The organism is Leuconostoc citreum (assembly GCF_004354555.1).
Lineage (GTDB): Bacteria > Bacillota > Bacilli > Lactobacillales > Lactobacillaceae > Leuconostoc > Leuconostoc citreum.
This window is the reverse complement of the sequence record NZ_PUFH01000004.1, coordinates 377,321-392,310: the sequence shown is the minus strand read 5'-3', so window position 1 is coordinate 392,310 and position 14,990 is coordinate 377,321. Positions and strand designations below refer to the sequence as shown.

14 protein-coding genes are annotated in these 14,990 nt (G+C 39.1%); all 14 read right to left on the bottom strand.

Annotation, left to right across the window (positions count from 1 at the left end):
- Window positions 1–20: 20 nt before the first annotated feature.
- The gene (locus C5L21_RS03715; protein ID WP_004901919.1) at window positions 21–1,385 is read right to left on the bottom strand and encodes a DEAD/DEAH box helicase; all 1,365 of its coding nucleotides are present in this window, start codon (window positions 1,383–1,385) and stop codon (window positions 21–23) included.
- Between the two features lie 30 nt (window positions 1,386–1,415).
- Window positions 1,416–2,399, bottom strand: a complete 984-nt coding sequence (locus C5L21_RS03710; protein WP_036061039.1) for a DHH family phosphoesterase — start codon at window positions 2,397–2,399, stop codon at window positions 1,416–1,418.
- A 65-nt stretch (window positions 2,400–2,464) separates the two neighbouring features.
- Window positions 2,465–3,550 carry a DNA polymerase IV gene (dinB, locus tag C5L21_RS03705; protein WP_012305360.1) on the bottom strand — a complete coding sequence of 362 codons (1,086 nt, stop codon included), beginning with the start codon at window positions 3,548–3,550 and terminating at the stop codon, window positions 2,465–2,467.
- A 341-nt stretch (window positions 3,551–3,891) separates the two neighbouring features.
- Window positions 3,892–4,251: a 50S ribosomal protein L19 gene (gene rplS, locus C5L21_RS03700; protein ID WP_004901922.1), complete on the bottom strand. Its 360-nt coding sequence runs from the start codon at window positions 4,249–4,251 to the stop codon at window positions 3,892–3,894.
- A 121-nt stretch (window positions 4,252–4,372) separates the two neighbouring features.
- Window positions 4,373–6,073: a phospho-sugar mutase gene (locus C5L21_RS03695; protein WP_133286045.1), complete on the bottom strand. Its 1,701-nt coding sequence runs from the start codon at window positions 6,071–6,073 to the stop codon at window positions 4,373–4,375.
- Window positions 6,074–6,118: 45 nt separating this feature from the next.
- Complete coding sequence (locus C5L21_RS03690; RefSeq protein WP_133286044.1) at window positions 6,119–6,775, bottom strand: DedA family protein; 657 nt, start codon at window positions 6,773–6,775, stop codon at window positions 6,119–6,121.
- A 63-nt stretch (window positions 6,776–6,838) separates the two neighbouring features.
- Window positions 6,839–8,290 (bottom strand): sucrose phosphorylase, encoded by a 1,452-nt coding sequence (gtfA, locus tag C5L21_RS03685; protein ID WP_004904914.1) that lies wholly within the window; start codon window positions 8,288–8,290, stop codon window positions 6,839–6,841.
- 91 nt (window positions 8,291–8,381) lie between these two features.
- On the bottom strand, window positions 8,382–9,581 hold the full coding sequence (locus tag C5L21_RS03680; protein ID WP_012305362.1) for an MFS transporter: 1,200 nt from the start codon (window positions 9,579–9,581) through the stop codon (window positions 8,382–8,384).
- A 255-nt stretch (window positions 9,582–9,836) separates the two neighbouring features.
- On the bottom strand, window positions 9,837–10,805 hold the full coding sequence (trxB, locus tag C5L21_RS03675; protein WP_004901935.1) for a thioredoxin-disulfide reductase: 969 nt from the start codon (window positions 10,803–10,805) through the stop codon (window positions 9,837–9,839).
- A 97-nt stretch (window positions 10,806–10,902) separates the two neighbouring features.
- Window positions 10,903–11,775, bottom strand: a complete 873-nt coding sequence (gene galU, locus C5L21_RS03670; protein ID WP_004901937.1) for a UTP--glucose-1-phosphate uridylyltransferase GalU — start codon at window positions 11,773–11,775, stop codon at window positions 10,903–10,905.
- Between the two features lie 35 nt (window positions 11,776–11,810).
- A complete protein-coding gene (locus C5L21_RS03665; RefSeq protein WP_133286043.1) occupies window positions 11,811–12,827 on the bottom strand; it encodes an NAD(P)H-dependent glycerol-3-phosphate dehydrogenase in 1,017 nt (338 codons plus the stop codon).
- Complete coding sequence (gene hprK / locus C5L21_RS03660; protein WP_004901943.1) at window positions 12,820–13,782, bottom strand: HPr(Ser) kinase/phosphatase; 963 nt, start codon at window positions 13,780–13,782, stop codon at window positions 12,820–12,822. Before hprK ends, C5L21_RS03665 begins: the two co-directional genes overlap by 8 nt.
- A gap of 4 nt (window positions 13,783–13,786) precedes the next feature.
- A complete protein-coding gene (locus C5L21_RS03655; RefSeq protein WP_004901945.1) occupies window positions 13,787–14,140 on the bottom strand; it encodes a phage holin family protein in 354 nt (117 codons plus the stop codon).
- A 153-nt stretch (window positions 14,141–14,293) separates the two neighbouring features.
- Window positions 14,294–14,968, bottom strand: coding sequence for a phosphate signaling complex protein PhoU (gene phoU / locus C5L21_RS03650; RefSeq protein ID WP_004901946.1), 675 nt, complete (start codon window positions 14,966–14,968; stop codon window positions 14,294–14,296).
- Window positions 14,969–14,990 lie beyond the last annotated feature (22 nt).

The following is a 14,990-nucleotide window of genomic DNA, read 5'->3' as shown; positions in this document are numbered from 1 at the left end:
AACAAGCGTTATCAAGGTTTTTATGCGTCACCACGTTTTTTGTTAGCCTTACGCACTGCACGCATTTCTTCACGTTGAGAAATACGTCGATCCATTTGGTTCTTACGTTGAATAGCTGATTTAATTCGTCGCTTATAACCTGGTTTAACAATTTTCTTTTTCTTTTTAACCATGCCAACCATTGTTGGGTCAAGCTTTTTAGTCGTTGCCACACGCTGTTTACGTGCACGACGATCTTTAACATCAATAATTTGATTATCTTTAATTTGTTTTGCTTTAAAATCAATTCCCAATGATTCAAGCTCTACTACTTCATCTTCTTCATCTGGTCCATACAAGGTAATTGCCAATCCTGGCATACCATTGCGCCCTGTACGACCAACACGGTGAACAAAGAATTCAAGTTCACCAGGTATATCATCATTAATCACATGCGATACACCTTCAATATCAATACCTCGAGCTGCTAAATCAGTTGCCACAACATATTGATAATCTAAGTTTTGAATCGCTTTCATGACACGTCGACGTTCTCTTGGCTCAATATCCCCATGAATCTCAGCGACTTTTAAGCCTTTACTACGTAAATTGCTAGCTATCTCTTTCGCGCGATCCTTTGTGTTGGCAAAAACAAGTGCTAAATAGGGATTGCTAATACTTAGGATCTGATAAATGACATCATTTTTATCTTTTGATTTTGTAGCTAGCAACCAGTTGTCGATTGTTTCGGCAATAACAGTTGAAACAGGAATTGCTTCGAATTTAGGATTATCCAAATATTTTTTTAAGAACGGCTTGAGTTTTTCTGGCATGGTTGCACTGAAAACTAGCGTTTGCAATTTTTCTGGCATAGCACCTGCAATATAGTCCACTTCATTTAAGAAACCCATATCCAATGTCATGTCCGCTTCATCAACAACTAATGTTTTAACTGCATGCAATTTTAGCGCACCAGAAGAAACTAAATCTTTTATACGCCCTGGTGTCCCAATAATAATCTGTGGTTGATTATTTTCCAGTTGTTTAACTTGTCGTAGCTTATCTGTGCCACCAACAAATTCCGAAATTGTTACCTCGTAAGGCAACTTATCAGCAAACTGCTTCGCCGCTTTTGTAATTTGTGCAGCAAGTTCACGCGAAGGTGTTGTAATTACCGCTTGTACGTAATTCTTTCCTTGCTCCAACTGATTAATAATTGGAATCAAAAAAGTATGCGTCTTACCTGAACCTGTTTGCGACTGGCCAACAACATCGTGCCCTTGTAAAACGGCCGGGATTAATTTAGCCTGAACTGCAGTTGGTTGTATAAAACCAATAGCTGTTAGTGCTGAAATAATGTCTGATTTTAAATTAAATTGTCCAAATTGGTTTGCTTTTTCTGCCATTAATTTCCTCTGCTTTCAATACATATCATGTTATTTACTTTTATCTGTCATGTGATTTTCTGCCATTAATTTCCCATCAACCATGTCGACTAGGCGCGTAATATCGTTTGTCGTTTGTGCCCATGCACCTGAGGCCATTGCATGCCCACCACCTTCAAATTGGTTAGCAATTTTATTAATCACAATTGTTCGTGAACGTAATCTTACTCGGTAATTACCCTCATCTTGCTCCTCGAAAATCGCCCAGGCTTTCACCTGATCAATTTTTGACGGCAACGACACAACAAAAGCCGTTCCAGCGTCACGTAAGTTATATGAAGCAATTAGTTCATTCGTTAAAATGATATAAGCAAACCCTGATGGTAGAATCGTCAAATTTTGCAGTACATAGCCTGATAACTTGGCAGCATTCTCTGTCATAGTTGTCATATTGTAAAGAACAGCCTCATAATCAAAATCATAATTAAAAAGCTCTGATACAACACGGAATGTTTCTTTATCCATGCTATACATAAAGCGGCCAGTGTCACCTACAATACCTGTATAAAGTAGTCGTGCGGCTTTGGCATTCATAACCAAGCCTTGATCTTTCAACACTTCGTAAAATTCGTAAATCATGGTACTCGTTGCCGAATGACCTTCTTTTACCCATTGCCAATCGCCATAAGGTTCGTCATTTGGATGGTGGTCAATTTTAATTGTTTCTAAACCATTAGGCCACCGTTGATCATCAATTCGAGGTGCATTTGCTGTATCAACCATGATTACTAACGCATTGTTATATGCCTTATCAGGTATGTCATCCATAAATATTTCATCCTGTGACATCCATGACAAGCCTGCTACGGCCTTACCAACTGCATAAATTTTCTTTTTCGGAAAACTAGCTTGTAAAATAGCCTTTAATCCTAATTGTGAGCCATACGCATCAGGATCTGGTCGTTGATGCCGATGAATAATAATCGTATCATATCGTTTAATTTGTGTTAAAATTTCTTCTTCAATTCGTGCCATTAATTCGTCTTTCTGAATCGTAATCATTTATCTGCTTCATTACGCCTTCAATAAGTATACCATGTTTAAAACAATGTCATTTCTTCAAATGTACTCGATTGTAAGTTACTAATAGACAAGCCCAGCAACCTTACTGAAAAAGGTGTTTGAATAACTTCCTCAAACACACTCTGAGCCGTTTGTGTTATGAGTGTTTCAGATAATGGCCATGGTGTTTCTCTAGTGATTGCACGCGTAATTGTATTAAATGCATCATCTCTTATTTTGATATTTAATGTACGTCCAGTTAATTGTTTTACTTTTAAAGCGGCTATCATCTCATTGGCTAGTTGCTTAAAGGCTTTATGGACATCAATTTCATTGTGGATAAAATACCTAAAAGTAGCTTCTTTTCCCACTGACTGTTGCTGACGTTGCCACTGCACTTCCCCAAAATGCACGCCTCGTGTTTGCCAGTATAAGTTCTCACCCATCTTACCAAACAATCCTCTCAGTGTTTCTTTAGGTAATTGACGTAATTGTAACCCATTTTCAACTTTTAACGCTGAAAATTTTGCTTTTGTCTTCGCACCTACCCCACGAAAGTCGCCTATCGGTAATTCAGCTAAAAAAGACAACATGTTATCGTGTGTAATAACCGTGACACCATTTGGTTTGTTAAACTCGGATCCTAGCTTAGCAAGTAACTTATTGTGTGAAATACCTATTGAACTGGTCAAACCCGTTTCTTTTAAAATTTGATGTCTAATTTGTGCGGCTATACTCGCCCCAGACAAGTGTGAATCTGTCATATCTAAATAAGCCTCATCAAGTGCAACGGGTTCAATTTTTTCGGTAAACGTGTGAAAAATGTGATGAATCGTTTTTGATACTTGCCTATATTTTTTGAAATTTGGCGATAAAAAGACGCCTTCTGGCGCTAACTGCCGTGCTTCAACTGCACTCATGGCAGAGTGCACACCTAGCGCTCGTGCAACATAATTAGCCGTCGCGACCACACCACGTCCACCTGTTTCTGCAGGATCACGCGAAATTATTAGTGGCCGATTGCGCAGCTCAGGATTATCCCGCATCTCTACTTGCGCATAAAAAGCATCAATGTCAACGTGTAATATTTTCCTTAAATCAGTTGTTATTAAGAATTCTGCCATATCAACATTATAACATCAATAAGCGAACATAAGTTCGTTTTTCAGCAGTCAGCACAAAAAAATCCCTCTGACCGAAGAGGGCAATGGTCAGAGGGAAGATAGCTCTCGCTATCATTAAAATCAATCAGTAATTGGGGGGCTGATTGAAACATTACTAGGGGAGTAATGAAACTCAAATATTATTCGAGTATGTAACTATTATATACCCTCAGAGATTGGTATCCATATCAATAGCTTTGCTATTGTGTTACGCAAATATTACACAGACAACCGCTATACTTGAGCTGTAGTGGCATAAAAATTGTAGTAAAAAAGCACCTGCAATGGGTGCCTTTTTAGGATTATACGTCGCGACGACGTTCCTTGATACGAGCGGCTTTACCTTGCAAAGCACGCAAGTAGTACAACTTAGCACGGCGAACCGCACCAAAGCGTACAACTTCAATCTTTTCAACACGAGGTGAATGTAATGGGAAAGTACGTTCCACACCTACACCTGATGAAATCTTACGAACAGTATATGTTGCTTGAATACCTGAACCCTTACGCTTGATGACAACGCCTTCAAACAATTGGATACGTTCACGTGAACCTTCGACAATCTTGGCATAAACCTTAACTGTATCACCGGCACGGAACTCAGGAATATCAGAACGCAATTGTGCTGATGTCACATTCTCTAAAATAGTATTTTGACGCATTGGTCATTCTCCTAGTCGACAATCTTACACTTGCCCTTAGGCTTGACGCACAGCGGATTATCGTTAATATTGCCATTACGGCTTTTTTAATTATATCAAATAAATTATTACTTGTCCAGAATTACTTTGCAAAGCGCATCAAATCTTCCGAAATAACATCAATTTTAGCTTGTGATGTCGCTTGACTATCGGATTCAACACCAATGTAGAATTTCAATTTTGGTTCAGTACCTGAAGGACGCACAGCCACCCAAGAACCATCTGCTAACCAATATTTCAAGACATTAGCTTTTGGCTGTGGTAATGTTTTTTGTTGACCGTCTGCTGATGTTTCAGTTGCCGTTGAAAAATCTTGTACACGATTGACTGCCACACCACCAATTGTCTTCGGCTGTTCATTACGGAACTTACTGATAATGGCTGACATTTCATCATTACCATGTATCCCTGGAAAGTCTAGGCTAATTGTCTTTTCTTCAAAGTAACCAAACTTTTCAAATAACTCTTGTAGGCCGTCGGCGAACGTCTTGCCTTGTGACTTATAATATGCTGCTACTTCAGCAAATAACACAAGAGCTTGAATAGCATCTTTGTCATGGGCAAATGGCTTAACCAGGTAACCAAAACTCTCTTCAAAGCCAAATAAGAATTGATGTGATTTAGTTGCTTCATACTCATCAATCGTTGCAGCAATGTACTTGAACCCTGTCAAGACGTCTGCTGTTGTTACCCCAAAACTAGCCGCTATCTTTGAAGCAAAACGTGAAGAAACAATTGAAGTCACAATAGCACCATTTTCTGGTAATGTATTTGTTTCTTTCTTTGCCGTCAAAAAATAATTCACAAGCACAGCCGCAATTTGGTTCCCTGTTAAGACTTGGAATGTGTCATCAGCTAATTTGACAGCTGCTCCCATACGATCTGCATCGGGATCAGTCGCCACAACCGCATCAGCCCCTTCACGCTTAGCATAATCAATAGCCATAACTAAGGCTGCTGCATCTTCTGGGTTTGGCTTCTTAACTGTTGGGAAATCTCCGTCAATCACCGCTTGCTCTTTTACAATGGTATAGTTTGTAAAACCAGCTTGTTGTAGTGCTTTTTCACCAATATACTGTCCTGTGCCATGTAGCGGTGAATAAACAAATTTCAACGAAGCCCCTTCCTTAGCAACCAACTCTGGGTTAACCGTTACTGTGGCAACGTTAGCTAAATACTTATCATCAATTTCTGAATCAATAACTTGCACATGCGCATTTGATTCATCTAAAGCGATCGTAAAGACATCTTGTATATTTTCAAGTTCTGAAACAACCGCCTCAACAGCTTCTGGCACCATTTGTCCACCATCCGCTCCGTATACTTTATAGCCATTATATTCTTTAGGATTGTGCGATGCTGTAATCATAATGCCCGCAAATGTGCCAAGTTCGCGTACAGCAAAAGACAACTCCGGTGTTGGTCGTAAACTGCTAAACAAATAGGCTTTAATACCATGTGCAGATAAAACCTGCGCTGCATCTGAAGCAAATTCTGGTGAAAAGTGTCGCGAATCAAAACTGATAACAACACCACTAGTCTTTTCAGCATTGCCCTGGGCGTCAATATAACGCGCTAATGCCTCAGTGACTTGACGAACTGTATAAATATTCATACGATTTGTGCCGGCACCCAAAACACCACGCATGCCAGCTGTACCAAAACTCAAATTCTGGTAGAACGCATCTTCTTGCTCTTCAGGTGTATAGTGCGCCAAATCCTTGGCCAAATATTCTGGCAAAACTGCTGCTTCCCATTTTGCTAATTGTTCTTGATAGCTCATGATTTTCTCCTATGTGTATTCTAGCTTTATTATAACAAAGTTTGATTATTTCCGAACAAACAAGTTAACGATTGCTTGTCTAAATTTTGGGACTCTTAAAGCCACGATAAAGACGATCGCTATACCTACAACGATAATTAACAGCATATCTGACGGTATATCTAGGTGTCCAATGAAGTATCCTGCAGAAACAATGACTGCAGACCACAATACACTCGCAAAAGCCGCCATACGAATATAGCTCACAAACGGCAGTCCTAATCTTCTTGCTAATAGCGGTACAACAACACGAATGAAAGGTAAAAAGCGTCCTAAAACAACAAATAATAGCCAACGCTTTGGATGAAAATTAGCAGCTAATTTATCTAACATTTCTCCCTGTAGGTGTCGCTTTAAAAACGGAATTTTACTAATCTGTTTCATCAAAAAGGCACCAAACCAATAATTGACGGCATCGCCCAAAAAAGAAGCCAGTGAAAAAATAGCAATATAAGCCATTAATTCGCCGAAATTATGATGTGTTCCTGCAAGTCCACCAGCAGTGGTTAATATTGTGTCCCCTGGTATAAAACCAGTCACAATACCTGCTGTCTCAATAAAAATAAGCAAAAAAAGAATCACGAGCTTAGTCATTGAAAACGGATTATCCGCTGAAAGAATATCTGTTAAAAAGTGAGGTAAATTAGAAGCAAGTATGAGCATAACGTTATCCTTTATTTGCCTCTATTATACCAAAAAAGCGCCGAGGCGCTTTTCTTGACGTCTTTACTTTGTAGCGAAAATTTCAACACCATTTTCTGTTACAGTAAATTGTTTTGTTTCAAAATTAGCATCCAACACAGCTGTTGTCTTACCATCTGCAGACGTACGTGTGATTGTCAATTCGTTTTCACCATCATTAATCACATCGATTGTACCATCTAAATCAAACGCTGAGCTTGTATTACGGAAACGTAGCAAGTTAAACAAGTTTGAAACAACCGGACGCTTTGTTGTTTCAGCAATTTCAGCCAAATCATAATAATGACGGTTAATGTTACGGCCTTCTTTTGAGCTTTCTAGTAACTCAATATCATTTTCACCCGCAAGCAAACCAACATAATAAATTTGTGGAATACCTGGTGCAAAAATTTGAGCTGCACGTGCTAGCAAGTAAGCAGCGTCATCGTTTCCTAATGCTGAGTAATAAGTCGTGTTAATTTGGTAAATGTCTAAGTTGTTATAAGCTGCTGATGAGAAAATCTTCTTAACGTTGGCACCAACTTTGTACATTTCTTCAGTTGTAAAGTCAGTTTCTTCTTGTGTCAACAAGTCCTTAGCATCAACAACACCAATACCATCGTGTGTATCCAAGGTTGTAAACTGCTTCATTGGGCTTTGACGTAACCAATCAGCTAAACGATTTGTCTTTCCTGAGTACAATGAATACAACGTGATTAATGGCAAAGCAAAGTCATATGAATACATGTCATGTTCAGTAATCTTACGGACAATCTTGTAGTGTTCATGGATTTCTGGCAACACTTCTGATCCTTCCGCTGCCAGGATTTCACGAACTTCATCTAAGATGTTCCAAATTTCCGGTTCAACGAAGAAATCATTTGTGTCCAACTTTTTAATCGCATAAGCAAAGGCATCCAAACGAATAACAGATGCACCATGATGTGCCAAATTAACCAATGAGTCTTTGATGAACTTTTTAGTTACTTCTTTAGTGACATCCAAATCCATTTGTTGGTCACCGAAAGTGTTCCATACTTGATCGGTTGTACCATCAGCAAATGTTACGGGTGCAAATGGTGCCTTATCCTTACGCTTGTAAATCAAATCAATATCAGCTTCAGTAGGACGGTTTTCAGGCCAAAATTCAGAATACTTCAAGAACATGTCATAATATTCTGATGCTTCTTTCTTTTCTAAGAAGTCTTGGAAATACTTTGATTGTGGTGAAATATGATTCAACATGAAATCAAACATCAAGTAATATTTTTCTGCTAACTTATCGATATCTGACCAGTCACCAAACTTTGGGTCGACTGTTTCGTATTCTTCAGGGGCGAATCCGCGATCACCTGTTGAAGGGAAAAATGGCAACACATGGACACCACCAACAACACCATCAAGTTCATTTGACAAAACTTGATTTAATTCTTTTAAATTCTTTCCAAGTGAGTCAGCATATGTAATTAGCATTGCTTCATTGGTAAGCTTTTTCATGTTTTTTGTTCTCCTTTTAAAAACACAGTTGTAAACTTTATAAACTTAGACTATTTATATTGCGCCGTCTAGCAGCGCAGGTGCTCTGTCATTATGCCAAGCGCTTACGATTAGTGAAAAAAGTAATCACCGCAATAATTAATAGAATGACACCGAGCAGCGGAATTGTCGTATATGCCGCCGCTGCAACATTACTTGTATGATTGCCCATAATGCCGGCCAAAAATGAAATAATAAACGGTTCAACGAAGACACCAACGTTAAAACCAATCAAAATAATTGATGTCACAAATGGTTGTTTCTTAAGTGGTGCTAGATTAGGTAATTGACTAAAAATAAATGGTGAAATCAATTGCATTGGGAAGCCAATGAGCAGTACACCAATCGTTAACATAACAAAATTATGGTTTGAAAAAGCGACTAGGTAATTGGAAATGGCCATCAAAATCAAGCCCACTTGTAATGTAAAACGTCCAAACAGTTTTTGGATTGTGCCATATACTATGCCACCGACCATTGCAGCCACCAACATGAAGGACAAAATTGTTGACACAACCATACCATTTACGCCTAGACTCTGTGCCATGAACGGAAAGCTAAGTTGAATAGCCATGTAATCAATAACTAAGAAAGCTGCAAATAAAGTTAATATCCAAACAACTGGACTAATTTTTTTCGGTCCTTCTAGACTTTTTTTAGCAGCTTTTCCTTGCTTTTCTTCTGCCTCTGCCAACATTTCTGTCGTATCTGGTACACGAACGTAGAATAAGTATAAGATTGGGAAAGCCAAAAGATAAACTAAGAACGTTGTATGCCAGCCAAAATTCAACAATAAGCCTGCAACAAAAGTTAATACAGCTTGTCCAATTTGTTCCACGGCGGCACGCCAACCTAACATCGTGGCACGTGTTTGCCCTTGATACATCACGGCAATCATTGAGACTGCTAGTGAATTAAAAATACCAAAGCCAGCGCCCAATACCATTCTAGAAACTAAAATTGCTGCATACGATGAGACGAAAAATGGCACGATACCAGCAAAGCCGACAAGTAACATACCGAGTATAATTGTCTTTTTGTCGCCTAGTTTAGCAGCAATGAACGAACTTAACAGTACAAAGACTGTGACAACGATTGAGGGTGTTGTTGCAAGCGCCTGTACTTCTGTCGCCGAAACACCTAATGATTTAGTCATCTGTGGTAGTGCCCCGTTAATGGCATACGCACTAGTTAACATGAATGAAATACCTAAGAAAGCAACTTTAGTAATCCATTTATCTTGACTCTTCATGATTCTCTCCTTCAGTTCTCGTTAAAATAGAACCGGTTCCTTTTTGTATTAAAATTTCTTTGTGCAAGTCAACACAAATAATTGTAACCGCTTGCACCTCAATTGTCAAACGTTTTCCACTATGAAAATAGTAATGTTAATTTACATGAATTTTCATAAGTTTTTCAAATCATATAAAAACTGTCTATAGCAACTATTTATGAGAAAAAAACAAGATAAAATAAAGCTTATTAAATTTAACAAAAAAAGCAAATTCTAAGAATTTGCTTTTACGCTGGTTGTTGCCTCATTGACAGATGGCAAACTACTAATGTAGTCATAAGCTGCCTGTCCAGCAATACCACCATCGCCAACTGCTGTTGTAATCTGACGTAATGTCTTTGCACGAACATCACCAACAGCAAAGACACCCGGAATGGTCGTTTCCATTTTTTCGTTGGTTAGAATCCAGCCTTCGCTGTCTGTAATATTGAGATTTTCAAACCCTTGTGTGTTTGCCATCAAGCCAACATATATAAAGATACCGCTGGCATCAATGTGCGACACTTCTTGTGTTTGGTTATTAATAACATCTACACCAGTTACCTTTTCATCGTCCCCAGTGATTTTCAGTACTTCTGTATGCCACCGAAATGCCATTTTTTCATTATCAAAGGCACGATCCTGAATAATTTGCTGTGCACGTAACTTATCACGGCGATGCAATACAGTAACTGATTTGGCTAAATTAGTAAGATAGAGACCCTCTTCAATAGCTGAATCACCACCACCGATAACTAATACATCCTCATCCCGGAAAAAGGCCCCATCACAAACGGCACAATAACTCACACCACGTCCTTGGTATTGTTCTTCGCCATCAACTCCTAAATGAATATGTTCTGAACCTGTGGCAATAATAATTGCTTTCGTCACATAGTCGCCCATATCTGTATGAACAATCCTGTCTTGCCCTTGCAATTCAACACTTTCCACACTACCAAAGCCATATTCAGCGCCAAATTGAGTAGAAGACGCATACATTTTTTCAGCTAAATCCGGTCCAAGAATTGTATCAAATCCGGGATAATTTTCAACGTCAGCAGTGTTATTCATTTGGCCACCATAAATACCACGGTCTAACATCAGCACAGACAAATTAGCCCGTGACGCATACGTCGCCGCTGTCATTCCCGCTGGTCCAGCACCCACTATGATAACATCATATCGTTTTAAATCTGCCATTTGACACGCCTCACTTTACTTACCTTTTATCAGTATAATTTTACACAAAACAACTGTCTTTGTCTAATCAAATGTCTACACTGACAATGGTATCGACTTATAATTTTGCAGCTAATTCCTTAATATAAGCACGCAACTGATCACGTGTCTGTGGATGCTTCAAACCAAATTCAATATTAGTTTCTAAGAAACCAATCTTAGATCCGATGTCATACCGGCTACCTTTAAATTCATGTGCATAAACGTGTTGACGATTGTTCAAAGAATCAATCGCATCAGTCAATTGGATTTCATTACCTTTACCAGGTTTCGTATTTTCTAATTCTTCAAAAATTTCTGGTGTCAACAAGTAGCGACCAATAATCGCCAAATCAGATGGTGCATCTTCTGGCTTAGGCTTCTCCACAAATGTCTTAACACGGTATAAACCATCAGAAGCTTCAGCAGCTGGATCAATTACCCCGTACTCAGAAACTTGATCATGTGGTACCTTCATAACCGCTAGCGTTGATTCGCCAGTTTCTTCATAACGTTCTATTAGTTGCTTTGTGAGTGGTACTTCATCCTGCATTAAGTCATCACCTAGTAACACGACAAATGGCTCGTCGCCGATAAAAGCTTTTGCAGTCAAAACAGCATCGCCTAACCCATTCGGATGTGACTGACGAATAAAATACATGTTAATATCGGTAGTTTCTTGAACAATCTTTAATAGTTCATCTTTGCCTTTTTCACGCAGATTATTCTCTAGTTCAGGATTAGAATCAAAATGATCTTCAATTGAGCGCTTTGACTTACCATCAACAATCACAATATCTTCAATTCCTGAGGCGATGGCTTCACGCACAATATATTCAATTGTTGGCGTATCAACAATTGGGAGCATCTCTTTGGCAAGTGCCTTTGTTGCTGGCAGGAAACGTGTGCCTAATCCTGCGGCTGGAATAACTGCTTTACGTACTGGTTTCATGATAGTTTACTCTCTTTCTTAACACTTCATCATAGTTACAACGCGTCTTCAGATTTCAAAGGCCGTGACATCAAATCATTAATGGCTTCAGATAACGGTTTATTGTCATACAAAACCTGATAAATTGCTTTGGTAATCGGCATGTCCACATGGTACTGTTGTGAAAAATCATATACTGCTTTCGTTGTGTTGACACCCTCAATTACCATGCCCATGTCATCAGACACTTGCTTTAAGCTTTTTCCCTGACCTAATCCTAAGCCAGCACGATAGTTACGAGAATTTGGTGACATGCCCGTCACAATTAAATCACCGATACCGGCTAGTTCATACAATGTTTTTTCTTGTGCCCCCATTGCTAGGCCCAACTGACGCATCTCAACTAAACTTCTAGTCAAAAGCGCAGCTTGTGCATTTGCACCGTAACCTAAACCAACTAAAGCACCTGATCCTATAGCAACAATATTTTTTAATGCAGCAAACAATTCGGAACCAAGTAAGTCATGATTGGTATAAGCTCTAAACGTTTTGTTTGACAACACGCGCTGTAGCAGCTTAGTTGCATTTTCATCACTTCCACCAATAGAAACTGCTGTCAAATCATGTTTTATAACATCTTCTGCATGTGATGGGCCAGATACAACGACTAATGCATAACGGTAGGTTTCCGGTATTTCTTCCGATAACATCTCAGAAATGCGTTTATAAGTGCCCTGCTCAAGTCCTTTTGTCGCATGTGCCAAAATAACCTGGTGATTTAACTGTGCCAGTGTATCAGCTAACTGTTTAGCAACCTCCCGTACAGCCTTAGTTGGAACAACACATAACACAATATCACTATCTTTTACGGCAAGTGCCATATCATCAGTAGCAAACAACTGCTCTGAGAGCGTTGCATCTGGTAAATATTTTGTATTTGTTTTGTTGTGATTAATTTCTGCTGCTTGATCAGAGTGGTGCGTCCATAAGCGAACATCATGACCATTTTCAGCAGCAGTATTGGCTAGTGCTGTCCCCCATGAGCCAGCGCCCAGCACAGCAATTTTAGTCATTTTTGTTCTCCAAGTCTTTCTTTTCGTTTTTAATCATTTCGGCAGACATTCGCTCTTCCAATGTCTTTAGCGCGTCAATACCCATATTAGCCGTACGGAACTTAACCGCAGCGGCATCAATCACGCTGGCTGTATTTCGCCCCGGTGTGACCGGTACGACCATACGCTTAATTTTGACACCCAAAATTTCTAATGTGTCGTTATCATTCCCTAGTCGGTCAAAATTAGCTTCACCAATCTTACCATTTGATAAATGAATGTTTAAGGCAATCGTTGCGTGTGATCGTACTGAAACGGCACCATATACTTGTTGAACATCAATAATACCAACACCACGTACTTCCATCATATTGCGTAACACACCATTAGGCTCACCAATTAAACGCTCTTCATCTTCTTGATAAATATCAACGCGATCATCAGCGACCAAACGTGCTTTATCTTGTTGTATGAGTTCTAGCGCTGCTTCAGTTTTTCCTATACCCGCATCGCCAGTAATCAAAACACCTAATCCGTGGACATCTATCAGCACACCGTGAACGTTTTCACGTGGTGCTAGTTGTCCACCAAGATAATATGTCATATTAGATAGAATTCGTGATGAAGTCAACGTTGAGGTTAATATAGGAATTTTTGCTTCATCAGCCGCTTGTTTGAGTTCATCACTGATTGGCAAACCGGTAGAAACGACAAATGCTGGTGTCGCAGCATCAGCCATACGTCGATAAACCATCAACAATTCTTCATGCCCCATACGTTCAGAAAACGATGTTTCAGTAATACCCAATAATTGCACACGTTCAGGAGCATAATAATTAAAATAACCTGTCATTTCCAAGCCAGGTCGTGAAATATCTGATGTTGTAATTGGCCGTTCTAAATATTGATTGCCAGCGACAATTTCTAACCGTGTATTGTCCACTAACTGTTTTACTGTAACTGAATTTTGTGCCATGCTGTTATCTTCCTGAATCCATATACACATCAGTTGTTAAAATAGTATTCACAACTGATAAAATAATTGCTGTTAAAATCGCCCATCCAAAACTTGCAAAATCGAATCCACCAACCAAGTCGGCAGTCAATTCAAGCATTACGGCATTAATAATTATTGTGAATAAGCCAAATGTAAGAATCGTTAGCGGTAAGGTAAGCAGCACTAAGATCGGCTTAATAATGGTGTTTAATATTGCTAACACTAATGCCGCCCCGAGTGCAGTTAACCAATTATCAACTCTAAATCCGTTTGGAAATAACGCGCCGATAACTAAGAAGACCAACATTGTTGTTGCTAATCGTGCAAGAAAACGCATTGAAGCCTCCCTTCATTGACTAGTGTAAGCGCTTAACGCATTGTTGCAATGCACTTATTCACTCGTGCCAGTAGTTTCATTATACCAAAAAGACGTCTGATAAACAAAAAATGACTAAACTTAGCGTTCAGTCATTCATCTCGTAAAATAATATTAAATAAAGTAATTATAACCTGGGTTTAACTCAATGATTTTACCTGTGCGCTTATAAACAATCCACTCAGCGATATCAGTAGTATAGTCACCTATACGCTTGAGATAACCAGCAATAACCAGATAATCAGCTGCCGAATCAACTAATTCAGCATCTTCTTTCATGCCTTCAACTGAATCTGAACGCACTTGTGCTGCCCGCTTTGATAATGATTGATTTTCTTCAGCAATTGATTCAGCACCAAGTGCATCATTTTTAACATAGTAATCCATGACTGCAGAAACCATCTTAGCTACTTGTGTTCCCATTTCACCAAGTTTTTCTTCAACGTTGGCAATATGTTTTGTCCCCTTCACACGAATCGTTGAATTGGCAATATTTCTGGCCTGATCACCCATTCTTTCAAGAACAGAGACTGCTTTTAAGATAGTCACAATTTCACGCAAATCAGTTGTCACTGGTTGATACAAAGCAATCATCTCAAAGGTTTTCTTTTCAATTGCTGCTTCTCGTTCGTTAATCTGGTGATCATTATCAAGAATGGCTCTTGCCCCTTCACGATCATGATCGACAAATGATTGCACGGACTTTTGTATCGTTTGTGCAACAAGCATACCCATTTCAGTAAATGAGTTATCCAAATCAGCTAATTCTTCATCAAATAATCGACGCATCATACTTCTCCTTATTGTTAAA

Coding starts and splice junctions, on each gene's coding strand:
- C5L21_RS03710 (WP_036061039.1), bottom strand. CDS start 2,399: ATGGCACGAATTGAAGAAGAAATTTTAACACAAATTAAACGATATGAT.
- gtfA (WP_004904914.1), bottom strand. CDS start 8,290: ATGAAAAAGCTTACCAATGAAGCAATGCTAATTACATATGCTGACTCA.
- galU (WP_004901937.1), bottom strand. CDS start 11,775: ATGAAACCAGTACGTAAAGCAGTTATTCCAGCCGCAGGATTAGGCACA.
- C5L21_RS03695 (WP_133286045.1), bottom strand. CDS start 6,073: ATGAGCTATCAAGAACAATTAGCAAAATGGGAAGCAGCAGTTTTGCCA.
- rplS (WP_004901922.1), bottom strand. CDS start 4,251: ATGCGTCAAAATACTATTTTAGAGAATGTGACATCAGCACAATTGCGT.
- hprK (WP_004901943.1), bottom strand. CDS start 13,782: ATGGCACAAAATTCAGTTACAGTAAAACAGTTAGTGGACAATACACGG.
- C5L21_RS03715 (WP_004901919.1), bottom strand. CDS start 1,385: ATGGCAGAAAAAGCAAACCAATTTGGACAATTTAATTTAAAATCAGAC.
- C5L21_RS03690 (WP_133286044.1), bottom strand. CDS start 6,775: ATGCTCATACTTGCTTCTAATTTACCTCACTTTTTAACAGATATTCTT.
- phoU (WP_004901946.1), bottom strand. CDS start 14,968: ATGCGTCGATTATTTGATGAAGAATTAGCTGATTTGGATAACTCATTT.
- C5L21_RS03665 (WP_133286043.1), bottom strand. CDS start 12,827: ATGACTAAAATTGCTGTGCTGGGCGCTGGCTCATGGGGGACAGCACTA.
- C5L21_RS03680 (WP_012305362.1), bottom strand. CDS start 9,581: ATGAAGAGTCAAGATAAATGGATTACTAAAGTTGCTTTCTTAGGTATT.
- trxB (WP_004901935.1), bottom strand. CDS start 10,805: ATGGCAGATTTAAAACGATATGATGTTATCATAGTGGGTGCTGGACCA.
- dinB (WP_012305360.1), bottom strand. CDS start 3,550: ATGGCAGAATTCTTAATAACAACTGATTTAAGGAAAATATTACACGTT.
- C5L21_RS03655 (WP_004901945.1), bottom strand. CDS start 14,140: ATGCGTTTTCTTGCACGATTAGCAACAACAATGTTGGTCTTCTTAGTT.